Origin of the sequence: Sphingomonas sp. IC081 (assembly GCF_006874585.1) — a bacterium.
Classification (GTDB): Bacteria; Pseudomonadota; Alphaproteobacteria; order Sphingomonadales; family Sphingomonadaceae; genus Novosphingobium.
Map to the genome: position 1 here is coordinate 389,818 of NZ_CP029761.1, position 22,485 is coordinate 412,302.

20 protein-coding genes are annotated in these 22,485 nt (G+C 66.4%); 10 read left to right on the forward strand and 10 right to left on the reverse strand.

Annotated features, from left to right (window positions below):
• Positions 1-156: 156 nt before the first annotated feature.
• Together DM450_RS01950 and DM450_RS01955 are read right to left on the reverse strand one after the other, a co-directional pair.
• Entirely contained in the window at positions 157-582 is a 426-nt protein-coding gene (locus DM450_RS01950; RefSeq protein WP_142632358.1) for a hypothetical protein, read from the reverse strand.
• 408 nt (positions 583-990) lie between these two features.
• Complete coding sequence (locus DM450_RS01955) at positions 991-2,031, reverse strand: LacI family DNA-binding transcriptional regulator (protein ID WP_142632359.1); 1,041 nt, start codon at positions 2,029-2,031, stop codon at positions 991-993.
• A gap of 326 nt (positions 2,032-2,357) precedes the next feature.
• Here DM450_RS01955 and DM450_RS01960 point away from each other — a divergent pair, with 326 nt between their 5' ends.
• The 7 genes from DM450_RS01960 to DM450_RS01990 all read left to right on the forward strand — a co-directional run bounded on the left by DM450_RS01960 (position 2,358) and on the right by DM450_RS01990 (position 14,217).
• Positions 2,358-5,099: a TonB-dependent receptor gene (locus tag DM450_RS01960; protein ID WP_142637393.1), complete on the forward strand. Its 2,742-nt coding sequence runs from the start codon at positions 2,358-2,360 to the stop codon at positions 5,097-5,099.
• A gap of 248 nt (positions 5,100-5,347) precedes the next feature.
• Positions 5,348-7,162, forward strand: a complete 1,815-nt coding sequence (locus DM450_RS01965) for an alpha-amylase family glycosyl hydrolase (RefSeq protein ID WP_142632360.1) — start codon at positions 5,348-5,350, stop codon at positions 7,160-7,162.
• Positions 7,163-7,184: 22 nt separating this feature from the next.
• Positions 7,185-8,789: an alpha-amylase family glycosyl hydrolase gene (locus DM450_RS01970; protein ID WP_142632361.1), complete on the forward strand. Its 1,605-nt coding sequence runs from the start codon at positions 7,185-7,187 to the stop codon at positions 8,787-8,789.
• Positions 8,790-9,015: 226 nt separating this feature from the next.
• The gene (locus tag DM450_RS01975; RefSeq protein ID WP_142632362.1) at positions 9,016-11,082 is read left to right on the forward strand and encodes a glycoside hydrolase family 97 protein; all 2,067 of its coding nucleotides are present in this window, start codon (positions 9,016-9,018) and stop codon (positions 11,080-11,082) included.
• A 202-nt stretch (positions 11,083-11,284) separates the two neighbouring features.
• Positions 11,285-12,292: a bile acid:sodium symporter family protein gene (locus DM450_RS01980; protein ID WP_142632363.1), complete on the forward strand. Its 1,008-nt coding sequence runs from the start codon at positions 11,285-11,287 to the stop codon at positions 12,290-12,292.
• Between the two features lie 144 nt (positions 12,293-12,436).
• Positions 12,437-12,757, forward strand: coding sequence for a PilZ domain-containing protein (locus DM450_RS01985; protein WP_142632364.1), 321 nt, complete (start codon positions 12,437-12,439; stop codon positions 12,755-12,757).
• A 200-nt stretch (positions 12,758-12,957) separates the two neighbouring features.
• On the forward strand, positions 12,958-14,217 hold the full coding sequence (locus DM450_RS01990) for an MFS transporter (RefSeq protein ID WP_142632365.1): 1,260 nt from the start codon (positions 12,958-12,960) through the stop codon (positions 14,215-14,217).
• Here DM450_RS01990 and DM450_RS01995 read toward each other — a convergent pair.
• The 8 genes from DM450_RS01995 to DM450_RS02025 form a co-directional block, all read right to left on the reverse strand.
• A complete protein-coding gene (locus tag DM450_RS01995; RefSeq protein ID WP_142637395.1) occupies positions 14,214-14,975 on the reverse strand; it encodes an NUDIX domain-containing protein in 762 nt (253 codons plus the stop codon). The two genes, DM450_RS01990 and DM450_RS01995, sit on opposite strands and share 4 nt — an antisense overlap.
• Before the next feature lie 557 nt (positions 14,976-15,532).
• Positions 15,533-15,862 (reverse strand): Grx4 family monothiol glutaredoxin, encoded by a 330-nt coding sequence (grxD, locus tag DM450_RS02000; protein WP_142632366.1) that lies wholly within the window; start codon positions 15,860-15,862, stop codon positions 15,533-15,535.
• A gap of 29 nt (positions 15,863-15,891) precedes the next feature.
• Complete coding sequence (locus DM450_RS02005; protein ID WP_142632367.1) at positions 15,892-16,125, reverse strand: BolA/IbaG family iron-sulfur metabolism protein; 234 nt, start codon at positions 16,123-16,125, stop codon at positions 15,892-15,894.
• Between the two features lie 12 nt (positions 16,126-16,137).
• On the reverse strand, positions 16,138-16,455 hold the full coding sequence (locus DM450_RS02010) for a DUF1476 domain-containing protein (protein WP_142632368.1): 318 nt from the start codon (positions 16,453-16,455) through the stop codon (positions 16,138-16,140).
• Between the two features lie 208 nt (positions 16,456-16,663).
• The gene (gene leuD / locus DM450_RS02015) at positions 16,664-17,266 is read right to left on the reverse strand and encodes a 3-isopropylmalate dehydratase small subunit (RefSeq protein WP_142632369.1); all 603 of its coding nucleotides are present in this window, start codon (positions 17,264-17,266) and stop codon (positions 16,664-16,666) included.
• Entirely contained in the window at positions 17,266-17,427 is a 162-nt protein-coding gene (locus DM450_RS25675; protein ID WP_185928683.1) for a hypothetical protein, read from the reverse strand. The genes leuD and DM450_RS25675 overlap by 1 nt, the downstream gene beginning before the upstream one ends.
• Positions 17,428-17,434: 7 nt before the next feature.
• Positions 17,435-18,868, reverse strand: coding sequence for a 3-isopropylmalate dehydratase large subunit (leuC, locus tag DM450_RS02020; protein ID WP_142632370.1), 1,434 nt, complete (start codon positions 18,866-18,868; stop codon positions 17,435-17,437).
• A 112-nt stretch (positions 18,869-18,980) separates the two neighbouring features.
• A complete protein-coding gene (locus tag DM450_RS02025; RefSeq protein ID WP_142632371.1) occupies positions 18,981-19,367 on the reverse strand; it encodes a hypothetical protein in 387 nt (128 codons plus the stop codon).
• A gap of 605 nt (positions 19,368-19,972) precedes the next feature.
• Between DM450_RS02025 and DM450_RS02030 the strand changes: the two genes are divergently transcribed.
• The 3 genes from DM450_RS02030 to DM450_RS02040 all read left to right on the forward strand — a co-directional run bounded on the left by DM450_RS02030 (position 19,973) and on the right by DM450_RS02040 (position 22,469).
• Positions 19,973-20,539, forward strand: coding sequence for a sterol desaturase family protein (locus DM450_RS02030; RefSeq protein ID WP_142632372.1), 567 nt, complete (start codon positions 19,973-19,975; stop codon positions 20,537-20,539).
• A gap of 170 nt (positions 20,540-20,709) precedes the next feature.
• Positions 20,710-20,979 carry a hypothetical protein gene (locus tag DM450_RS02035; protein WP_142632373.1) on the forward strand — a complete coding sequence of 90 codons (270 nt, stop codon included), beginning with the start codon at positions 20,710-20,712 and terminating at the stop codon, positions 20,977-20,979.
• Positions 20,980-21,032: 53 nt separating this feature from the next.
• Positions 21,033-22,469, forward strand: coding sequence for a L,D-transpeptidase family protein (locus DM450_RS02040; RefSeq protein WP_142632374.1), 1,437 nt, complete (start codon positions 21,033-21,035; stop codon positions 22,467-22,469).
• Positions 22,470-22,485 lie beyond the last annotated feature (16 nt).

Genomic DNA, 22,485 nt, shown 5'->3' on the forward strand with positions numbered 1-22,485 from the left:
ATCGCGGCCCGGCGTTTGTGTGACGCCGGGCCTCGCATGGGGCGCGCGCTTGGGCAAGATGCATACGAATGCCATGGCGCGGTGGAGCACGCTTCGGTCGTGGCCGGCGCGTCTTTCGTGACGGCCAGCTTCATGGTCCGTCCGGTTGGCGGACCGTCAGGATCCGGCGGGCGCCATGCCCAGATAGGCGACCCGTTCGCCGCGCCGGGCCGCGTCGATGGCCGAGTTCATCTGCGGTTCGGCGCCGGCAACGGCCTCGCGGCGGCAATTCCGGATCGCGGGTTCGGGGTCGTAGGCGAGTTGCGGTTCGGCGGTGTAGATGCGCCGGCACATCTTGGCGCTGCCCATGCGGACCCGGTGAACCATCACGGCCTGGTCGCCGCTCTGGTCGAGACGGAGATCGGAAATGTCGATGCGGGCGCGATAGGGCGGTTCGCGCAGGGTTCCCTCGAAGCTCAGCCAGGCCGGAAGGCTGCCATAGGGGCCGCGGACGACGGTCGTGAGTGTTTCTTCCGAAGCCGGCGCTGCGCCGGGCATCAGCACCGCCAGTGCTGCCGAGCATGCAAGCAATCTGAAAGCCATTGCGGTTCTCCTCATCTCTCGCATGGAAGCAAGGATGACGCGACCGACCGTCTTCCAGAGACCTGTCTGGAAGAACGTGAATGAAATCATGTCGTTCTGAAAGGGTTTTGGATTCCGAATCGCGCCGGAACTTCCATTGCTTGGCGATAGCATTGCGGGGTAATTATGACAATATTGGTAAAATTGACATGGAGTTTTATTTGTATAAATTACATTATTTTTGGCAAAAATTTCTCAATTGAATCGTAATTGGTATTTTGTGATTTCCGAATATGTCGATTTCTGGAAGTCGTGTCCTCAAGGTATTGAAGTATCGGCATCATTCTTGGCCGGCGTGCGGTGTCGGTCTGGAAAGGCGTGGGGGAGAGGGAGGGGGGAGAGGGAGGGGGAGAGGGAGGGGGGAGAGCTTCAGCGGGCAGGCAGGGTGCTCGCGCGCGCGATCAGGCGCGAAGGCAGGGTGGGGGCGGGCAGGGGGGTGTCCTCGATCTGCGCGACCAGTGTCTCGACCAGCCGCTCGCCCGCGCCCTTGAGGTCCTGCATCACCGTCGTCAGCGGCGGATTGGTCATGCTGGCGGCGGGCAGGTCGTCGAAGCCCATCACCGCGACGTCGCCCGGAATCGTGCGACCGGCTGCGGCCAGCGCCCGCATCGCGCCGATGGCGATGAGGTCGCTGGCGGCAAATACCGCGTCGAACCCGGCGCCGCTGTCGAGGATGTCCTGCATGGCGCGCTGGCCGAGTTCCTCGTGGCTGATCGCATCGCGCTGGAGCATGGGATCGCAGGCAAGACCGGCCTCGGCCATGGCGGTGCACAGGCCGCGGTAGCGGTCGGCGAATTCGGGGTAGTGCTCGTCCGCCTGGCCGAGAAAGGCGATGCGCCGGCGGCCGAGGCCGATCAGGTGCTCGCCCGCCAGCTTGCCCGCGCCGAAATTGTCCGAGCCCACCGTCGCGCCGATAGTGCGATCGTCCACCGAGCCCCAGCGCACGAAGTGCGTGCCTTGCCTGACCAGCTGTTCGAGGCGGCTTTCGTAAAGCGTGTAGTCGCCGTAGCCCAGCAGGATCAGCCCGTCGGCGCGGTGGCTGTCCTGATAGCGCACGTGCCAGTCGTCCTCCATCTTCTGGAACGAGATGAGCAGGTCCAGCCCGCGATTCGCGCATTGCCGGGTGATCGATGCCAGCATGGCGAGGAAGAAGGGGTTGATCTTCGAATCGTCGGGCGTCTGCTCCTCGAAGAACAGCAGCGCGATGGTGTTGGCACGCTGCGAGCGCAGCGACGAGGCGTTCTTGTCGACCGAGTAGTTCAGCTCCCGGGCGATCGCCTCGATGCGGGCGCGGGTGGCGGCGCTGACCGACTTCGATCCGCGCAGCGCGCGGCTCACCGTGGGCTGCGAGACCCCGGCGCGATAGGCGATGTCGAAGCTCGTCGGCCTGTTGCTCGGCTTGCGTCCCATCTGTCTTCCCCTTCCGTAAATGCCTGGAATTCCGGCCGCTTGCGCCTGTTCATGAGGGTGGCGGAACGGCAACGCCGCGTGGCCTACCGGCACTTGCGTATACGTATGCCATATTATGCATTCACCTGTCCCGTCCTAAGCAGGGGGAGAGCGGAAGCGTCGCGGTGGACAACCACCGGGCCTTCCACGGCGCTTGGGGATGCACATTTGCCCCGATCCGCCGGTCACTTTGGAGGAGGACACAGATGTTGCTTCACGACCCTATCTCGCGCCCGAAGACCGTGTCTTCGTTGGCTTTCCTTGCTGGCCCGAAGACCGTGTCTTCGTTGGCCCTCGCCATCGCCCTGGTTTCCATGCCGCACGTCGCAGCTGCGCAGGAAGCGGGAACGGTTACCTCCGACGCCGAGACCCAGTCGATCGTCGTCACCGGTTTTCGTGCCAGCCTTGAATCGGCGGTCAACAAGAAGAAGGGCGCCGAGCAGATCGTCGAATCGGTCTCGGCCGAAGACATCGGCAAGCTGCCCGACGCCTCGATCGCCGAATCCATCGCCCGCCTGCCGGGCCTGACCTCGCAGCGCGTCAACGGCCGCTCCAACGCGATCTCGATCCGCGGTTTCGCGCCGGACTTCTCGACCACGCTGCTGAACGGGCGCGAGCAGACCTCGACCGGCGACAACCGCGCGGTCGAGTACGATCAGTATCCCTCCGAGGTGATCAACGCGGTCAACGTCTACAAGACGCCGATGGCGAGCCTGGTCGGCCAGGGCCTGTCGGGCACCGTCGACATGCGCACGATCCGCCCGCTCGATGCCGGCAAGCGCATCGTCACCGTGGGCGCGCGCGGCGTCTATGCCGACCTCGGCAAGCTCAACAAGGGCTCGGACGACAAGGGTTACCGCATCAACGGCATGTACGTCGACCAGTTCGCGAACGACACGCTCGGCGTGGCGCTGGGCGCCAGCTACAACAGCGAGCCCTACCAGGTGCAGGAGTTCAACGCCTGGGGCTATGCCGACACGGCCGACGGCAACAAGGTGATCGGCGGCTCGAAGTCGTACAACACCTCGAGCAAGCTCAAGCGTCTCGGCCTCAACGGCACCCTGCAGTGGCGCCCGAGCCCCAACTTCACCTCGACCCTCGATGCCTTCTATTCGAACTTCAAGGACAACCAGATCAAGCGCGGCATCGAACTGCCGCTCTACTGGTCCTCGGCCACGCTCGATCCCGGCTACACGGTCGAGGACGGGCTGGTCAGCGCGGGCAGCTTCTCCGACGTCAAGGGCGTGCTGCGCAACGACGTGTTCCAGCGCCACGCCAAGCTCTATTCGTTCGGCTGGAACAACACCTGGAAGGGTGACAATGGCTGGAGCGCGATGGTCGATGCCAGCTATTCGAAGACCGACCGCAACGAACTGAACGTCGAGAGCTATTCGGGCACCGGCCGCGCCGGTACCGGCGCCACCGACACGATCGGCTTCACCAGCGCCGCCAAGGGCACCACCTTCACCCACGACATCGATTATGGCGACTGGAGCCAGATCCTGCTGACCAGCCCGCAGGGCTGGGGCGGCACCCAGATCGGCACCGACGGCACCGCGATCTACGGCGGGCAGGACGGCTACTACAACAACCGCAAGATCAAGGACGAGCTCTGGCAGTTTCGCAGCGAGGTGACGAAGGAGCTGGAATCCTCGTTCTTCAGCTCGATCCAGGCGGGCATGAACTACACCAACCATTCCAAGACGCTGACGCCGGAGGAATATTTCCTCGGCCTTGCCGCCAATACCGACGGCACCGTCAGCGTGGAAGTGCCCGAGCAGTACCGGCTCGGCACCACCAACCTCAAGTACCTCGGGCTGGGCAATGTCATCAGCTACAACCCGCTCGCGCTGATCCGCGACGGCATCTACAACCTCGTGCCGAACCCCACCGGCGACGTCGTCTCGAAGGGCTATGCGATCCGCGAGAAGCTTATGACGGCCTATCTCCAGGCCAACATCCGCTCGCAGATCGGCGCTTCGGAACTGACCGGCAACATCGGCGTGCAGGCGATCTGGACCGACCAGAACTCGACCGGCGGCAGCGCCGCGCCGAACATCGATCCGGCAACCGGGCTGCAGGTGGTCAATGCCAATGGCTCGCCCGCCTATATCTACGCGGTGCGCCGTTCGAGCACGGACTATCTCGACGTGCTGCCCAGCCTCAACCTCTCGCTGCGCATGCCCAGCGACTTCGTGGTGCGCTTTGCCGCCGCGCGCGAGATCATCCGCCCGCGTCTCGACGACATGCGCGCCTCGCTGGAATATGGCTACACCTTCACCAATGGCGTGGCGCAGGTGACCGGCTCCTCGGGCAACCCGGACCTGCGTCCCTGGCGCGCCAACGCGCTCGACCTGACCTTCGAGAAGTATTTCGCCGCCAAGGGCTACATCGCCGCGCAGTTCTTCTTCAAGGACCTCAAGAGCTACGTCTACAACCAGGACGTGGTGATCGACAGCTCGACGCTGGCGCTGCCCGATCCGGGCGCGGGCTACACGATCTCGCCGACGGCGGTGATCAACATCCCGGTCAACGGGCAGGGCGGCAAGCTCTACGGCGTGGAAGTGGCGGGCACGATCCCGTTCGACGCCTTCACCTCGGCGCTTGAAGGCTTCGGCGTGACCGGATCGGTGGCCTATACCCAGTCGAAGATCCACCCGACGCCGGGCGAACCGGCCTCGGCACTGCCGGGCTATTCGAAGTGGGTCGCCAACGGGACCGCCTTCTTCGAGAAGTGGGGCTTCAACGCCCGCGCCTCGGTGCGTTATCGTTCGACCTTCATCGGTGAAGTCTCGGGCTTCGCGGCCAACCGCGTGCGCCGCCGTGCCCAGCCGGAAACGATCGTCGATGCGCAGATCGGCTATGACTTCCAGCCGGGCAGTTCGCTCGAAGGGCTCTCGCTCTACATTCAGGGCCAGAACCTCACCAATGCGCCGTTCGTGACCACCAATCCGGGCGATAACCGCCAGATCATCGACTACCAGCGCTACGGCGCGCGGTATCTGGCGGGCTTCACGTACAAGTTCTGAGCCCATCCGGGCTCGGGCAAGTTCTGAGCCCATCCGGGCTCGGGCAAGTTCTGAGCCCATCCGGGCTCGGGCAAGTTCTGAGGCCAGTTATCGGTGCCGTGCGGAGAACCTCCTCCTCTCCGGCGGCATCGCAATGGGCGGAACCGGGAAGTCCTTCTCCCTCCCTTCCCGGTTCCGCTTCCCCCGAACGGGTTTCGGGGCGACGATGACGAAAACGTCGGGACGAAAAACATCGGAGAGTGCCTGAGATGAACCGCCTGCTTCCTTCTCTCCTGACCCTGGCCGCATCGCTTGCCGCCCCATCCGCGATGGCTGGACCGCTGGAAGACCTGCGCGCGCGCACGCCGGAGCAGGAAGTGATCTACTTCGTCCTGCCCGACCGCTTCGAGAACGGCGACCCGTCGAACGATGCGGGCGGAATGAAGGGCGACAGGCTCACCACCGGCTTCGATCCCGCCGACAAGGCGTTCTACCACGGCGGCGACCTCAAGGGGCTGACCGCGCGGCTGGGCTATATCCAGAACCTTGGCGCGACGGCGATCTGGGTGGGGCCGATCTTCAGGAACAAGCCGGTGCAGGGGCCGAGAGGCAATGAAAGCGCGGGCTATCACGGCTACTGGATCACCGACTTCACCCATGTCGATCCGCACTTCGGCACGGATGCGGACTTCAAGGCGCTGGTCGATGCTGCCCATGCGCGGGGGATGAAGGTCTACATGGACATCATCGTCAACCACACGGCGGACGTGATCCAGTACAAGGAGGGCAGGGCCGAGGGCTATCCCTACCGCTCGAAGGCGGACTACCCGTTCTCGCGCAAAGGTGGCGTGGCCGGAGCGCCGATCAATCCCGGTTTTGCCGGTGACGGCGATGCCGGCGCGGCGAACTGGGCGAAGATGACCGATCCCTCCTTCGCCTATACGCCCTACGTGCCGAGGGGCGAGGAGCGGGTGAAAGTGCCCGCCTGGCTCAACGACCCGATCTATTACCACAACCGCGGCAATACCGACTGGAAGGGCGAAAGCGCGCAGTACGGCGACTTTGTCGGGCTGGACGACCTTGCCACCGAGAACCCGCGCGTGGTCGAGGGCATGATCGCGATCTACGGCGACTGGATCGACAGGTACGGCGTCGACGGTTTCCGCATCGATACCGCCAAGCATGTGAACCCGCAGTTCTGGCGCGCGTTTGTCCCCGCCATGAAGGCGCGGGCGGCGGCCAAGGGTATCCCGAACTTCCACGTGTTCGGCGAAGTGATGACCGGCGACTACGACCCGGCGCTGCTGGCGAGCTGGACGCGCAATGCGGGCCTTCCCGGCGTGCTCGACTTCGCCTTCATGCACGCGGTGCTGAAGGCGGCGGGCGGCGGCAGCAGCGAGGAACTGGCGCGCCTGCCCGAGGATGATGGGCTCTACGAGGGCGGCGCCAGGGCGGCGATGCAATTGCCGACGTTCCTGGGCAATCACGACGCCGGGCGCGCGGCGATGTTCCTGAAGGCCGCGAACCCGGCGATGGGCGCGGACGAACTGCTCAGGCGCGACGAACTGGCCCATGCCATGCTGCTCACCCTGCGCGGCGTGCCGACGATCTATTACGGCGACGAGCAGGGCTTTACAGGGGCGGGCGGCGACCAGCTTTCGCGGCAGGACATGTTCGCCAGCAAAGTGGCGATCTACAACGGCGAGGCGCTGGTCGGCTCGGCCAGGACCACGGCCACCGAAAGCTTCGATCCCGCCCATCCGCTCTATCGCCTGATCGCGCAGCTTGCCGCCTTGCGCGTGAAGACGCCCGCCTTGACCGGCGGCCGTTCGGTCACCCGCGCGGCATCGGAGAAGCCCGGCCTTGTCGCCGTCTCCCGCTTCGATCCCAAGACCGGGCGCGAGGTGCTGCTGGCCTTCAACACCTCGGCTGCGCCGGTTTCAGCAGCTGTCGCCGTCGATCCGGCCTCGCTCGCGTTCGAGACGCTGGCGGGCACGGCCTGCGCCGCCACGGCCAGCGCGCCCGGCTCGGTGCGCGTCGACCTGCCGCCGCTCGGCTTTGCGGTCTGCGCGGCCAAACCCTGATCCACTCCCCCCGGAAACGACCATGACCCAGACAGCCCCGTGGTGGCGCGGCGCCGCCATCTACCAGATCTATCCCCGCAGCTTCGCGGACGCCAATGGCGACGGCATCGGCGACTTGCCCGGCATCGCCGCCCGGCTCGACCATGTCGCCAGCCTCGGCGTGGAGGCGGTGTGGATCTCGCCCTTCTATGCCTCGCCGATGGCCGATTTCGGCTACGACATCTCCGATTACTGCGCTGTCGATCCGATCTTCGGCACGCTGGCCGATTTCGACGCAGTGATCGCGCGGGCCCGCGAACTGGGGCTGAAGATCATCGTCGATCAGGTCTATGCCCATACCTCCGACAAGCACGCCTGGTTCGTGGAGAGCCGCTCCAGCCGCGATAACCCGCGCGCGGACTGGTACGTCTGGGCCGATCCCAAGGCGGACGGCACTCCGCCCAACAACTGGCAGTCGATCTTCGGCGGCCCCGCATGGCGCTGGGATGCGCGGCGCGGGCAGTATTACATGCACAACTTCCTGGCCGAGCAGCCGCAGCTCAATTGCCACAACCCGGAGGTGCAGGACGCGCTGCTGGGCGTGGCGAAGTTCTGGCTGGACCGGGGCGTTTCGGGCTTCCGCATCGACGCGCTCAACCACGCGATGCACGACCCGCTGCTGCGCGACAATCCGCCCGCGCCGCAGGACGGCAAGCTGCGCACGCGGCCCTACGATTTCCAGATCCAGCGCTACAACCAGTCGCACCCGGATCTCCTGGCCTTCATCGAGCGGCTGCAGGCGCTGATCGCCTCTTATCCCGATACTTATTCGCTGGCCGAAGTCGGCGGGCTCAATGCCGGGGTGGAGATGAAGGCCTTCACTGAGGGCCCGGCGCGGCTGAACAGCGCCTATGGCTTCGACTTCCTCTATGCCGAGAGCCTGACCCCCGCGCGCGTCGCCGCCACGCAGGAATTCTGGGCTGATGAACCGGGCCCAAATACGGACGGCGGCTGGCCGAGCTGGGCTTTCGAGAACCACGACGCCCCCCGCGCCGTCTCGCGCTGGTGTGCACCGGAGCACCGCGACGCCTTTGCGCGGATGAAGGCGATGCTGCTGCTGTCGCTCAGGGGCAACCCGATCGTCTATCAGGGCGAGGAACTCGGTCTGGAGCAGGACGAGGTGCCGTTCGAACTGCTTCAGGACCCCGAGGCCATCGCCAACTGGCCGCTCACCCTCTCGCGCGACGGCGTGCGCACGCCGCTGCCGTGGCAGGCGCAGGACGAGCATGGCGGCTTCACCAGCGGCCATCCGTGGCTGCCGCTTTCCGAAGCGAACCTGGCCCGCGCCATCGACCGGCAGGAGGGTGACCCCGCCTCGCTGCTGCACCTGACGCGGCATCTCGTACACTTGCGCCGCGACGATGCGGCGCTGCGGCGGGGCACGTGCGAGGTGCTGCTGGCCGACGAGACGCGGCTTGTGCTGCGCCGCGCGGCGGAGGGGCGTTCGGTGCTGGCCGTGTTCAACATCGGCGAGCGCGATGCGGCCTGGCCGCAGGATGTGCCGATAACGGGCAAAGTGCTCGCCGCCGTCAACGAGGCGGCGCCAGGGATGCTCCCCGCATGGGCCGCGATCTGGATCGAGGAATGACCTTGCCCGGAACGGTCGGCGATCGGGATCGGGCCATGACTACCCACCATCGTCGCCCCCGCGCAGGCGGGGGCCCCGCTTCCTTCTGCGACCTCCCGTTTGGCCGCAAGGAAAGCGGGATCCCCGCCTTCGCGGGGATGACGGGATTTTTTGGGTGCGGGCGGCTGGTTGGACGCATCGCATCGGCCGCCGCCGCATCAGTACAAGTTTCAAAAGGAGTACGGGCATGAAGCCTTTCCGCCTGCTGGCCCCCGCCAGCTTCCTCGCCGCAGCTCTGGCACCGCTTGCCGTGCATGCGCAGGAGGCGCACCCCAGCGTCACCGCCGCCTCGCCCGATGGCTCCATCGTGCTTACCGTCAGCACCGACAACGACAGCCGCCCCACCTGGTCGCTGTCGCGCAAGGGCAAGTTGCTGATCGCGCCGAGCAAGCTGGGCTTCGTGCTGACCGACGGGGTCAACATGGTGCGCGGCTTCGCCATCTCCGGCAGCGAGACCGGCAGTGAGGACGATACCTGGCAGCAGCCCTGGGGTGAGCGCCGCTATGTGCGCGATCACTATAACGAGGTGACCGTCCACTTCCGCCAGTCCGCCGCGCAAGGCAGCCGGTTGATGGACGTGCATTTCCGCCTGTTCGATAACGGCGTGGGTTTCCGCTACGAACTGCCCGAGCAGCCGGCGATGAAGACGATGAAGATCGCCGACGAGACCACTGAGTTCGCCATCGTGCCCAAGGGCGAGGTATGGTGGATCCCTGGCGGCGAGTGGAACCGCTACGAGCAGGTCTACCAGAAGACCGCGATCGACGCCGTTTCCACCGCGCATACGCCGATCACCATGAAGCTGGAGGACGGCACTCACTTGTCGTTCCACGAAGCGGCGTTGGTCGATTATGCCGGGTACTGGTTCAAGCGGGCCGATGGACAGACCTTCCGCACCACGCTCTCGCCCTCGTCACGCGGTGCGCGGGTGGTGCGCGATCTGCCGTTCAACACGCCCTGGCGCACGATCCGCATTGCCGGCAATGCGGCCGGCCTTGTCGAGAACGATCTGGAACTCAACCTCAACGAACCCAACAAGCTGGGCGATGTCAGCTGGGTCAGGCCGATGCGCTATATCGGCATCTGGTGGGGCATGATCCGCGGCGACTGGATCTGGGCGACCGGCCCCCAGCACGGCGCCACCACCGCGCGCGCCAAGCAGTATATCGACTATGCCGCGCGCCATAATTTCGGCGGCGTGCTGATCGAGGGCTGGAACAAGGGCTGGGACGGCGACTGGTTCGGTCACGGCGATTTCAGCTTCACCGAGGCGACGCCGGACTTCGACATCAAGGCGGTGACCGACTATGCCCGGAAGAAAGGCGTGGTGCTGATCGGCCACCACGAGACCGGCGGCAACATCGCCATCTATGAAAAGCAGATGGACGCGGGCTTCGCGCTCTACGAGAAGCTGGGCGTCACTTTGGTCAAGACCGGCTACGTGGCGGATGGTGGCGGCATCATTGCCGATACCTGGCATTACGGCGAAAAGCCGGGCGAAACGCATATGGAATGGCATGATGGCCAGCGTCAGGTGAACCACCATCTGGACGTGGTGAAGCTGGCCGCGCAGCACCACATCGCCATCGACGCGCATGAACCGGTCAAGGACACCGGCCTGCGCCGTACTTATCCCAACTGGGTCAGCCGCGAAGGCGCGCGGGGCATGGAGTACAACGCCTGGGGTGCCTTCGCCAATGGGCCGGACCATGAGCCGACGCTGGTCTATACGCGGATGCTTTCCGGCCCGATGGACTTCACGCCGGGCGTGCTGAGCCTTGAAGGCGCGCATCACGATCCGCTGGCCTCCACGCTCGCCAAGCAGCTCGGGCTCTATCTCGCGATCTATTCGCCGATCCAGATGGCGGCGGACTTCGTGGAGAACCTCGACAAGTATCCGCGCGAGATGGAGTTCATCAGCCATGTCCCCACCGACTGGGCCGAAAGCCACCTGATCGCCGGTGAAGTGGGCGACTATGCGATCTTTGCGCGCAAGGACCGCAACAGCCCCGAATGGTTCGTCGGCGGCGTCAACGACGCGGCGGCCCGCACTGTCACGCTCTCGTTCGACTTCCTTGAACCCGGCAAGACCTACAAGGCGACGATCTGGAAGGACGGGGAGGGCGCGACCTATCTCACCGAGGCCCGCCACAAGATCGCCTACGAAACGCGCAGCGTGAAGAAGGGCGACACCTACACGCTCTGGCTGGCCCCGGGCGGCGGCGCGGCGATGCGGCTGGTGCCGGGGAAGTAGACGGGCCCGGCGCCCGCAGATCAACGCGGTGGGGGGGCGGTGCTGCCCAGAAGATGCTCGTTCGGGCGTTTTCTGGGCAGAATCTCGGAGGCGCGGGCAGCGGCGCGGGAATTTTCCATGCGGATCGCCGCGATCTTGACGGATAGGGGCGATTGCAGGCGGGGGCTTTTGCCGCGCGCCGGTTGTGCTTAGACAGGCGGGCATGAACCGTCTTCTCGCCCGCCTGAACATCGATCCCTATCTGCTGCTGCTGGTCTCGACCGTGGGGCTTGCCTCGATCTTCCCGGCGCGCGGCGCCTGGGCGGGGATCGCCGGAGGCGCGGCGGATGCGGGCATCGCGCTGCTGTTCTTCCTCCACGGCGCCAAGCTCTCGCGCGAGGCGATCATCGACGGCGCCAAGGCATGGAAGCTGCACCTGACGGTCGCCTGCCTGACCTTTGTGCTGTTCCCCATTGTCGGCCTCGGCGTCAGCGCCATTCCGGGGCTGGAACCCTCGCTGGCGATGGGCCTGCTGTTCCTGACCCTGCTGCCCTCGACCGTGCAGTCCTCCATCGCCTTTACCGCGATAGCCGGGGGCAACGTGGCGGCGGCGGTGTGCAGCGCCTCGTTCTCCAACCTGGCGGGCATCTTCATCACCCCGGTGCTGACGGCGCTGTTCATCACCGGCAAGACCCAGGGCTTCTCGACCGATCCGATCATCACCATCGCCGTCCAGTTGCTGCTGCCGTTCATCGCCGGACACTTGCTGCGCCCGTGGATCGGCGGTTTCGTCAGCCGTCACAAGAAACTGCTGGGCTACACCGACCGGGGCTCGATCCTGCTGGTGGTCTATACCGCCTTTGGCGCCGCGGTGCTGGAAGGGCTGTGGCACAAGGTGACGCTGGCCGAGCTGGGCCTGATCGCGGCGCTGTCGCTGGGTATCCTGGCGGTCATCATGGTGGCGGGCAATGTCATGGGGCGCCTGCTCGGCTTCAACCACGAGGACCGCATCGTCATCCTGTTCTGCGGCTCGAAAAAGAGCCTCGCCACCGGGGTGCCGCTGGCAGGCGTGCTGTTCGCGCCGGCGCAAGTGGGCGCGATCATCCTGCCGCTGATGTTCTTCCACCAGATCCAGCTGATGGTCTGCGCGGTGCTGGCCCGCCGGCTGGCCGCGCAGGCCGAGGCGCAAGCGGCGGCCCCCGCCCGTGCGGAACTTGCCAAAGCGCCTTGATCCTGGCTCTGAAAGTAAGCTTGAAGTAATGTTGGGGCGGGAATTTTGCTTTTTCGCCAATGTATTGTGCGGTGTTCTGAGTAAATTCCAGGGTCTTTTCTTGCGATTAACAAAATGTAAACCCTGTCTCGGTACAATGCCGTTATGGCCCGCTCTTCATCCCCCAGGCAGGCATCGCGCCGTGCTGTTTCGCTGACTGCGCAGTGCCGCACGCAAAGCGGCCTGCGCGATCGCGGCGAAATTTCCGACATTTCCGCCAGCGGTTGCTGCGTGCGGGTATCGGGGCTCTATTTCCGCGTTGGTGCCCGCGTGGTCATCCGCCCGCAAGGGCTGGAAGGGCTGACCGGCGTGGTGCGCTGGGTCGAGGGTGATTATGCCGGGGTTGAGTTCGACCGCGAGATCTACCAGCCGGTGGTCGACCATCTGGTCCGGCTCCACGGGGTGACCACGGTCGTGCCGGGCTGAGAGTCCGTGTGAAAATTCGCCAAACGCGGATTTTGCAGCACCGGCCCGCTCGCACCTTTCCCAGACGGAATCCAGGCCGCTTCGCCGCGGCGGTATTTGCGCGCGGCCGGGGCGAAGTGTCTCGCCCGCCGGGCCGCAGTGCCTAGGCTGCTTTCCCAGACAAAACATCCGGCCACGGACCGGCGAGTCGGGAGAGAGACATGGCACCTGATGCCGATGCGGCCGTTCACGAGGCCCCGAACCATCCGCTGGCACGGCGGATGGGCGTCATTGCGGGCATTTCGCATAACCTGGTGATCGGCACGATCATGGGCGCGTTCAGCATCATGCTGGCCCCGGCCGAGCAGAGGCTGGGCGTCAGCGCGGAAGCCGCCGCCGCCGGTATCCCGCTGGTGCTGGTCGGCTCCTCGCTGCTGGCGCCGTTCGTCGGCGTGCTGGTCGCGCGGTTCTCGCTGCGCCTGCTGATGCTGCTGGGCGCGCTGCTGGGCGCGGCGGGTTTTGCCATGCTGGCGCTGACCCACAGCTATGCGCTCTATCTGGCCGCCTATGCGCTGCTGCTGGGCCCGGCGATGATCCTTGCCGGCTCGATCGCCCCGGCCACGCTGGTGACGCGCTGGTTCGCCCGCAACCGGGGGCTGGCGCTGGGGCTTGTCCATCTGCCGGTCGTCATCGCGATCACGCCCTGGCTGGTGGAGCGGGGCCTGCGCGTGTTCACGCCGACGACGATCTATCTCGGCATCGCTGCCGCCATTGCCGGGATCCTGGTGCCGGCCAGCCTGCTGGCGATCGACCATCCTCCCGGCGGCGAGAGCAAGGCACCGGTCGCGGCGGGCAAGCGCACGTCGGACGGCTCGCTGAGCGTCGCCCAACTGCTGTCGCGCCCGCGCTTCTGGGCACTGTGCCTGGCGGCCGTCGCCAGCATGGCCAGTTCGGTCATGCTCGGCTCACTGCTGGTGCCGATGGGCCAGTCCTGGGGCTTTTCCCGCGGGGAATCGGCGTTGCTGCAATCGGGCATGTCGCTGGTCGGCATCGCCGGTTCGGTGCTGTTCGGCTGGGTGGCGGACCGGCTGGGCGGGGGACGTGCGCTGGCGCTCATCGGCTGCAATTGCGCGGTGCTCTGGTCCGTGCTGCTGCTGCACCCGCCTTTTGCGCTGACCGGCGTGGTCATCGGCCTGATCGGCCTGCACGGGGCAGGGGCGATCCCGGGGCTGGGACGCGGGCTTTCCGATGCCTTCGGGCAAGCCAGCTACAGCCGTGGTTTTGGCCTCAACACGCTGATCGGCCTGCCGTTCATCGCGGTTTCGGTGATCGGTTCGGCCAAGGTCTTCTCGCTGACACGGAGCTACGACGGCGCGATCATGGCGATGGCGGGCTTTTTTGTCGTGGCCATGCTGCTGGGCCTGTATGCGGCCGGAGGGCGCCTGGCGCGCCCTGATACGGCGGCCGCAGCGCCCGCCTAGCCGCGCTGCGCGGTTGCTCTGGGCTGTCCGTCCACCGGATAGCCGAGGTCGGCCGGGATCGTCAGCCATTCGGCGCCGTCGCGGATCTCGATGCGCGGATGGATGCGGCGGACCGGGTGGCGGGCGATGTCTTCCAGCGCCTCCTCGTGGCTGGCAAAGCGGGCGAGGCGTTCGAGATTGCGGCGGGTCGGGAAGATCACCGAGATCTCGCCGCGATCCGCCATTGCGAGGGCCTCGGCGGCGCTGGTCCAGAACAGGCGGGTGTTCTCGGTGGCATCCACCTCGATCTCGACGGCGCCGGTGCCAAGGTCGATCACGAAGAAGCGGGTGTCGAACGCGCCTTCCCATGGCGGGCACCAATGCGCGTAGAGCGCCAGTCGCTGGGGGGCGAGATGCCAGCCGAAGTGCTTGAGCACCGGCGCCAGGCTGCCCTGTTCCAGCAGCATCGCCCGTGCCCCGGCAGCCTCGGCGGCGGAAACCGGCGTTGTCGTGGCGACCATCAGGCCGGTCTCTTCCAGCGTCTCGCGAATGGCGGCGATGCGGGCGGCGGCGATTTCCTCGGCCTCGCCGGGCAGGATCATGCGGGCCAGTTCGCGGTCGGCCGCGTCCACCCGGCCGCCCGGGAACACCGCCGCGCCGCCCGCGAAACGCATTTCCTTGGCGCGCTGGACCATCAGCAATTCCGGCGGGCCAGCGGCGGCGGCCCGGAAAATCACCAGGGTGGCGGCGGGAATGACCCTCGGGCCATCGGCGGGCATCGGCTGGTCGCTCGGGGGCTGGTCGCTCGGGCGCGCGCTCTGGGGCGCGCTCAGGGGCGAACTCGGGTGTGGGCCGCTTGTGGACGAAGCGTTCGGCGGTGTCGTGGTCATCGCCCGATCATGGCGGGGCCGGGCGGGGTGGCAAGCCGAATTGTCGGCAAAGGCGGCAAACCGGCAATTCGTCGCCGGGGCGGCAGGCCGGACCGGCGCCGGATCGCCGCCGGATCGCAGCGCATCGGCGCCAATTGTCGGTTCTCTTTACAATCATTGACGATTCGTTGCCTTGCGAATCATACGAATGGCGGAATTCCGGGATATTTGGAATTTGGCACGACTTGTGCTTATATAGCTGCGTACCCCGAGTATGTCTCGACTGAGACGGGGCCGAAAGTCTCCCGGCCCCGTCTCCCCGAGCTGCCTCCCCCGAAACCACCGGAATTCCTGCTCTCGCAGCGCGGCGAGGCGATGCCGTGCGCGTGCAAGGAGGCTTGCGGCGCGCATGCAAAAACGCCCGGAGGTTTCCCTCCGGGCGTCTTGCGTTTTGTCGTGGCCGGTTCTCAGCCCTGGGTGGCGAGACCCGCGTCGATGAAGAGCTGCGACAGCTCGCCGGCCTCGAACATCTCCGTCATGATGTCGCTGCCGCCGACGAATTCGCCCTTCACGTAAAGCTGCGGGATCGTCGGCCAGTCCGAGAAGGACTTGATGCCCTGGCGGATTTCCATGTCCTGCAGCACGTCGACGCTCTCGTAAGGGGCGCCGAGGCGCTCGAGAATGGCGACCGCGCGGCTGGAGAAACCGCACTGCGGGAACAGCGGCGTGCCCTTCATGAACAGGACGATGTCGTTATTGTTTACAATCTCGCCGATGCGGGCGTTGACGTCGGACATTTTTCGAAACCTTCAGAAACGGACCGACGTCAGTTGGGAACGGCGGTGGTAAGTTGCAAGGCGTGGAGCACGCCGCCCATGCGGCCGCCCAGTGCTTCGTAGACCATCTTGTGCTGCGCGACGCGCGGTTTTCCGGCAAAGGCGGCACTGGTCACGCGGGCGGCGTAATGGTCGCCGTCGCCGGCAAGATCGGTGATCTCGACCTGGGCGTCGGGCAGGGCCTCACGGATGAGAGCCTCGATCTCGGGGGCGGACATGGCCATCGTCGGAGATCCTCAGCCCAGGAAAGCGCGGCGGGCTTCGACCTGCTTGGCCTCGAGCGCGCTGCGCACTTCGGCTTCGCTGGTGTCCACGCCGGCGGCGGTGATGTCGCCGATAAGCTTGCGGATCACGTCCTCGTCGCCGGCTTCCTCGAAGTCGGCCTGGACCACGGCTTTTGCATAAGCTTCGGTTTCGGCGTGGGAAAGTCCCATGCGCTCGGCCGCCCATTCGCCCAGGAGGCGGTTGCGGCGGGCCTGGATGCGGAACTGGATATCGGCGTCATGCACGAACTTGGCCTCCTCAGCCCGTTCACGATCCTGGAAAGTCGTCATCTTGCACCCTCTGTCAATACAAGTGTCCATACACTGGGCCGCACGGATTAGCACGTGCCGATAGGGCGGGGATTGATCCTGTTCAATCCCGTTTCACAGAATGAATCGCAAAAGCATGGCAGGGCTGCTCCCGAAAACGATAGCGGCCCGCGCTCCGGTGGGAGGGCGGGCCGCTATCCGATTGCCGGGCGCTGCGGGCAGAAACCCGTCAGGCCGCGGTTGCGGGCGTCCTGGCGAGGAACGGCAGGTCCGTCTTGGCCTTGGCCTCGTAGACCGAGATCGCATCGCCCTGCGCCATGGTCAGGCCGATCTCGTCGAGCCCTTCGAGCAGGCAGTGCTTGCGGAAGGCATCGATCTCGAAGGTCCAGCGGTCCTGGAACGGCGTCGTCACCGACTGGGTTTCGAGGTCGACGTCGATCGGATGCTCGCGCGCGACTTCCATCAGGCGGTCGATCGCGTCCTGCGACAGCGCCACGGTGAGGATGCCGTTCTTGAAGGCATTGCCCGAGAAGATGTCCGAGAAGCTCGGCGCGATCACGCAGGAGACGCCCATGTCGAGCAGCGCCCAGGCGGCGTGCTCGCGGCTCGATCCGCAGCCGAAGTTGTCACCCGCGATCAGGATCGGGGCGCCCGCATATTCGGGATCGGTGAAGACGTTGCCGGGCTCCTTCTTGACCGCCTCGAAGGCGCCCTTGCCAAGGCCTTCGCGGGTGATCGTCTTGAGCCAGTGGGCGGGGATGACAACGTCGGTATCGACGTTCTTGCGGCCGAACGGGATGGCCCGCCCGGCGACGTGGGAAATCGCGTCCATCAATCGGTCTCGGTGGCTTTTTCGGGGTGCAGCGCCTTTTCGTTGCTGCGGGCCTTGCGGCGCTTCACGAAGAGCAGGGCCGCGGCAATGGCGGCCGAACCGATGGCGGCACCGGCAGCGATGGCGGCCTTGCCGGCCAGATCCTTGGTTTCTTCGGTCATCTCGTGATCATCCCATCAGTTCGCGGACGTCGGTGAGCTTGCCGGTCACCGCGGCGGCGGCGGCCATGGCGGGGCTCATCAGGTGGGTGCGGCTGCCAGGGCCCTGGCGGCCGGTGAAGTTGCGGTTGCTGGTGGAGGCGCAGCGCTCGCCCGCGGGAACCTTGTCGGGGTTCATCGCGAGGCAGGCCGAGCAGCCCGGCTCGCGCCATTCGAGGCCGGCGTCGATGATGATCTTGTCGAGCCCTTCGGCTTCCGCCTGCGCCTTCACGAGGCCCGAACCGGGGACAACGATCGCCCACTTGACGTTGTCGGCCTTGTGGCGGCCCTTGAGCACTTCGGCCGCGGCGCGGATGTCCTCGATGCGGCTGTTGGTGCACGAGCCGATGAAGACGTTCTGCACTTCCACGTCGGTCAGCTTCGTACCCGGCGTCAGGCCCATGTAGTCGAGGCTGACCTTGACCGCCTCGCGCTTGGAGGCATCGGCGAAGTCTTCCGGCGCCGGCACGCTGCCGCCGATGGCCGAGGTATCCTCGGGGCTGGTGCCCCAGGTGACGGTAGGCTGGATGTCCTCGGCGCGGATCTTGACGGACTTGTCGTAGGTCGCGCCTTCATCGGTGGCGAGGCTCCGCCACCAGGCCAGGGCCTTGTCCCAGTCCTCGCCCACGGGGGCGTAGGGGCGGCCCTTGACGTAGGCGAAAGTCGTCTCGTCCGGCGCGATCAGGCCGGCGCGGGCGCCGCCCTCGATGGCCATGTTGCACACGGTCAGGCGGCCTTCGACGGTCATTTCCTCGAAGACATTGCCGCAGAACTCGATCACGTGGCCGGTGCCGCCGGCCGTGCCGATCACGCCGATGACGTGGAGGACAACGTCCTTGGAGGTGACGCCGGCGCCGAGCTTGCCCTCGACGCGCACTTCCATGGTTTTCGAGCGCTTGAGCAGCAGGGTCTGCGTGGCGAGCACGTGCTCCACCTCGCTGGTGCCGATGCCGAAGGCGAGGGCGCCGAGGCCGCCGTGGCAGGCCGTGTGGCTGTCACCGCAGACGATCGTGGCGCCGGGCAGCGAGAAGCCCTGTTCGGGGCCGACGACGTGGACGATGCCCTGTTCGGCATCGGTCGAATCGATGTAGCGGATGCCGAATTCGGGCGCGTTCTTCTGCAGCGCGGCCAGCTGCTGGGCACCTTCGGGGTCGGAGATCGGCAGGATATGGCCTGCCGCATCCTTGCGGGCGGTGGTGGGCAGGTTGTGGTCCGGCACCGCAAGCGTAAGGTCGGGGCGGCGCACCGGGCGTCCGGCGACACGAAGGCTTTCGAAGGCCTGCGGGCTGGTGACCTCGTGGACGAGGTGCCGGTCGATGTAGATGAGGCTGGTGCCGTCATCGCGCGTGTCGATGACGTGGGCGTCCCAGATCTTCTGGTAGAGGGTGCGCGGCTGTTTGGTCATGATGGATGCGCGATTAGGCGCGCCTGTCCCGCAATTCAAGGGGGATCGGCGCGCCTTTTCGCGCAACTTTATTTGCAGGGCGGTCTAGGGGAGCCTTTATCGGCGGGCCCCATTACCCCCTGTGGCCGTTGCGATCGCCGCGTTCGCCGCGCAGGGCGACGTGGACCTTGTCGATCCGGCGCTCGAGCGTCTGCATCTCGCGGGCATTGAGGCCGCCGCGGGCATAGGCGGTGTGGAGACGCTGGATGTCGGCGGCTTCACGGCGCAGGCTTGCGGCCTCGCGCTGGCTGATGGTGCGGCGGGTGGCGGCGCGGTCGATCCGCGCCCTGAGGCCCGAGATGTCGGCGCGGATCGCCGCTTCGCGCTTGGGGGTGACATGGGCGGCCTGCTGGCGCGGCGCGTCATAGCGCGGGGCGGCCTCGGCAATGCCCGGTGCGACGGCCGAGAAGGCCAGGGTGGCGACCAGGGCGGGGGCGATCAGGCGGGCAATCTTGCGCATCGAATTTTCCTTTCATCTTCGTGTCTTGGTTCGTGAGTTCAGTTTTAGGAGCGCGAAGATGAACGGGAGGCGACCAATCGGTCACAGTCCTGTCGGCATTTGTAACTTAGTGTCGCAAGGGCGCTGCGTTATGAAACACTTGCGACCCGAGGGAGAGGGTGCCTGAAAACAGAAGGAATGCAGGCGCGGACGTGTTTCGCCACCGAGCCGACACGGCCGCCTCTGCATTCCTGATTCTCCCGACTTTCCGACAATTCGAGAGCGCTTGCCGGGCTTGATTGCTGTTCATGCAACTTGAGGTGCGCAAGACGCAACCATTGCCGGCCCGGAAGGGGAGTTGCATGCGCTGCGTGCAATCTTGTTGCGTTTCGTGCAACTGGTGGTTCCACCTAGTCATTTGCGGTTCGGCGCGGTCTGACGCAAAAGGAACTCGCCTTTCAGGCATCCTCTCCCAAAGACTTTCAAGGGCTGGTCCTCACGGACCGGCCTTTTTTTTGTCCTGCGACCTGCCTTGTCCTGTGACCGGCAGGGGCTGGCCGGGCAAAGTCGCGGCGAAAGGGCAATCGGTTCCTGACAAACCGGGGGGGCGGCGCTAGGCTGGCCGCATGTCCTCCATTCCCGCCTTGCTGCTTCCGGTTCTTGTTGTCCTGGCCACGGTGGCCGCGATGGAAGGGATCGCCTGGGCCAGCCACAAGTATGTGATGCACGGCTTCGGCTGGGCCTGGCACCGCGACCATCATGAGCCGCACACAGGCGTGCTGGAGAAGAACGACCTCTATGCCCTGTTCGGTGCGGGGATCAGCATCGCCCTGTTCGTGCTGGGTTCGCCGATGATCCTGGGCGCGCGGGCCTGGGCGCCGGGGACGTGGATGGGCATCGGTGTGCTGATCTACGGCGTCATCTATAGCCTGATCCACGACGGACTGGTGCACCAGCGCTATTTCAAATGGGTGCCGCGCCGCGGCTATGCGCGGCGACTCGTGCAGGCGCACCGCTTGCACCATGCGACGCTTGGCAAGGAGGGCGGGGTGAGCTTCGGTTTCCTGGTCGCGCGCGATCCGGCGGCCTTGCGGCGGGACTTGCGCCGGCAGCGGCTGTCCGGCATCGCGGTGCTGCGCGAGGCGGTGGACAGCGACGCCGGCCGCGGATTCGAGGAGGCCGGAGAGCCCTGATCGGGCGTTTCCGTTCGTCGCTCCTAATGCACGCTTTGCCGCGCATGCTTCAACCGTCCATATAGGCCACTTTGCATCGGGAGTACGTATTTTTCCGTGCCACCGGAACGCTTAGGCGTGTGATCCCCAACCGTTCCTTTCCCGGCACGTGTCTTTGGGAGTGTTGCCCCATGAGAAAGGACATCCTGAAAGTGCTGGTGGCCGGCGGCCTGATGGCGGGAAGCCTGGCAATGGGCGGTTGCTCGTCGAGTGGGGACGCGATTCCCGCGCCTGCTCCGCCGCCGCCGGCAAGGCCGCCGCTGCCGCCGGGGGCGATCCCCGGAACGATGGCGGCCGATCGGGACGGCGACGGCATGGTCGACGGCTACTACACGTCCGACGGTGTCTACCACCCGACTTGCGTGCCGCCGCCGTCCGGCAGTCGGGGCGAGCGCGGCTGAGGGACGCCCTCGCGGGTGTTCGCCCACTGCGACGACCTTGCGACGACCTTGCGATGACCTGCCGTCCGCTTCTCCTTGGCGCCGGCGCGACTGCGCTGGTTCTCGCCGCAACGCCGCTGCCCAGTGTATCGGCGCTGGCATCGGCGGGCGCGGCGGCGCCCGGCACGCCTGCCGGCAAGCTCTCCGGTGCGCCTCCGGACGCCGCTTCCGGCGCGCCGGGGGGCGCAGGGGAGCTTGCCCTCCAGGCGGCGATCCGGGCCGAGGCGGGCGGAAAGCTCGGCCGGTTCTACGCGGCGCGCGGGTATCGTCCGCTCTGGCTGGAGAACGGGCAGAGCGGCAGGCCTGCCGCGCTCCTGCTGGAGGAGCTTGGCGAGGCCGATCTCGATGGGCTCAGGCCCGGCCGTTACGATCCCGAGGCCCTGCGCGGCGCCTTGGCCGCCGCGCAGGGCGGCGATCCGCGCGCGCAGGCCCGCGCCGAACTGGCGCTGTCGCGCGTCTTTGTGCGTTATGTCCACGAGATGCGCGAGACGCGCGATGTCGGCATGACCTTTGTGGGGCCGGGTCTCGAACCGCCCAGGCTGGACGACGAGGCGGTGCTGCGCGCGGCGACGGCGCAGGACCTTGCCGCCCATCTGCAGACCATGGCCTGGATGAGCCCCCATTACCTGCGCCTGCGCGATCTGCTGCGCACCGCGCTGGCGCGGGGCGAGAGCGAGGAGGTGCTCGCGGTCATCCGCCTCAACATCGAGCGGGCGCGGGTGCTGCCGCCCGCCTCGGTGCGCCATATCGTCGTCGACGCGGCCAGCGCGCGCCTCTGGTACTATCAGGACGGCAGGCTGGCCGGATCGATGAAAGTGGTGGTGGGCGCGGGCCGGACGCAGACGCCGATGCTGGCGGGCTACGTCGGCTGGGCGGTGTTCAATCCCTACTGGAACGTGCCCGACTACCTCACCCGTGACAGCATCGCCCGCAAGGTGCTGGCCGGGCGCTCGCTGGCCTCGATGCGCATGGAGGCCTTGTCGGACTGGGGCGACAATCCCCGGCGCATCGATCCCGCCACGATCGACTGGCGCGCGGTGGCGGCGGGCAAGCGGGACTTGCGCGTGCGCGAATTGCCGGGCCCGGCCAATGCGATGGGCAAGGTCAAGTTCGTGTTCCCGAACGGGGAGGGCATCTACCTTCACGATACCCCCAACCGCGACTTGCTGCTGAAGGAAAACCGCCACTTCTCCAACGGCTGCGTCCGGCTCGGCAATGCCGACGAACTGGGACGGTGGCTGATGGGGGCGGCCTACCGGCTTCCCGCCCCCGGCAGCGCGCCGGAGCAGCTGGTGGCCTTGCCGGTGCCGGTGCCGGTCTATCTCACCTACCTGACGGCCGGGGCCTCGGTGGAGGGTGCCAGGAAAAACGGGGCCTCCAGGGACGGGGTAGTGCTGCTGGACGATGTCTATGGCCGCGACGCCCGGCACCGGCAGGTGGCGGCGCGCTGACTTTCGGCCCCGGCCT

Bases quoted from the DNA above. Each gene is read 5' to 3' on its own strand.
- DM450_RS01950 (WP_142632358.1), bottom strand. From the start codon at position 582: ATGGCTTTCAGATTGCTTGCATGCTCGGCAGCACTGGCGGTGCTGATG.
- DM450_RS01955 (WP_142632359.1), bottom strand. From the start codon at position 2,031: ATGGGACGCAAGCCGAGCAACAGGCCGACGAGCTTCGACATCGCCTAT.
- DM450_RS01965 (WP_142632360.1), top strand. From the start codon at position 5,348: ATGAACCGCCTGCTTCCTTCTCTCCTGACCCTGGCCGCATCGCTTGCC.
- DM450_RS01970 (WP_142632361.1), top strand. From the start codon at position 7,185: ATGACCCAGACAGCCCCGTGGTGGCGCGGCGCCGCCATCTACCAGATC.
- DM450_RS01975 (WP_142632362.1), top strand. From the start codon at position 9,016: ATGAAGCCTTTCCGCCTGCTGGCCCCCGCCAGCTTCCTCGCCGCAGCT.
- DM450_RS01980 (WP_142632363.1), top strand. From the start codon at position 11,285: ATGAACCGTCTTCTCGCCCGCCTGAACATCGATCCCTATCTGCTGCTG.
- DM450_RS01985 (WP_142632364.1), top strand. From the start codon at position 12,437: ATGGCCCGCTCTTCATCCCCCAGGCAGGCATCGCGCCGTGCTGTTTCG.
- DM450_RS01990 (WP_142632365.1), top strand. From the start codon at position 12,958: ATGGCACCTGATGCCGATGCGGCCGTTCACGAGGCCCCGAACCATCCG.
- DM450_RS01995 (WP_142637395.1), bottom strand. From the start codon at position 14,975: ATGCCCGCCGATGGCCCGAGGGTCATTCCCGCCGCCACCCTGGTGATT.
- grxD (WP_142632366.1), bottom strand. From the start codon at position 15,862: ATGTCCGACGTCAACGCCCGCATCGGCGAGATTGTAAACAATAACGAC.
- DM450_RS02005 (WP_142632367.1), bottom strand. From the start codon at position 16,125: ATGGCCATGTCCGCCCCCGAGATCGAGGCTCTCATCCGTGAGGCCCTG.
- DM450_RS02010 (WP_142632368.1), bottom strand. From the start codon at position 16,455: ATGACGACTTTCCAGGATCGTGAACGGGCTGAGGAGGCCAAGTTCGTG.
- leuD (WP_142632369.1), bottom strand. From the start codon at position 17,266: ATGGACGCGATTTCCCACGTCGCCGGGCGGGCCATCCCGTTCGGCCGC.
- DM450_RS25675 (WP_185928683.1), bottom strand. From the start codon at position 17,427: ATGACCGAAGAAACCAAGGATCTGGCCGGCAAGGCCGCCATCGCTGCC.
- leuC (WP_142632370.1), bottom strand. From the start codon at position 18,868: ATGACCAAACAGCCGCGCACCCTCTACCAGAAGATCTGGGACGCCCAC.
- DM450_RS02025 (WP_142632371.1), bottom strand. From the start codon at position 19,367: ATGCGCAAGATTGCCCGCCTGATCGCCCCCGCCCTGGTCGCCACCCTG.
- DM450_RS02030 (WP_142632372.1), top strand. From the start codon at position 19,973: ATGTCCTCCATTCCCGCCTTGCTGCTTCCGGTTCTTGTTGTCCTGGCC.
- DM450_RS02035 (WP_142632373.1), top strand. From the start codon at position 20,710: ATGAGAAAGGACATCCTGAAAGTGCTGGTGGCCGGCGGCCTGATGGCG.
- DM450_RS02040 (WP_142632374.1), top strand. From the start codon at position 21,033: ATGACCTGCCGTCCGCTTCTCCTTGGCGCCGGCGCGACTGCGCTGGTT.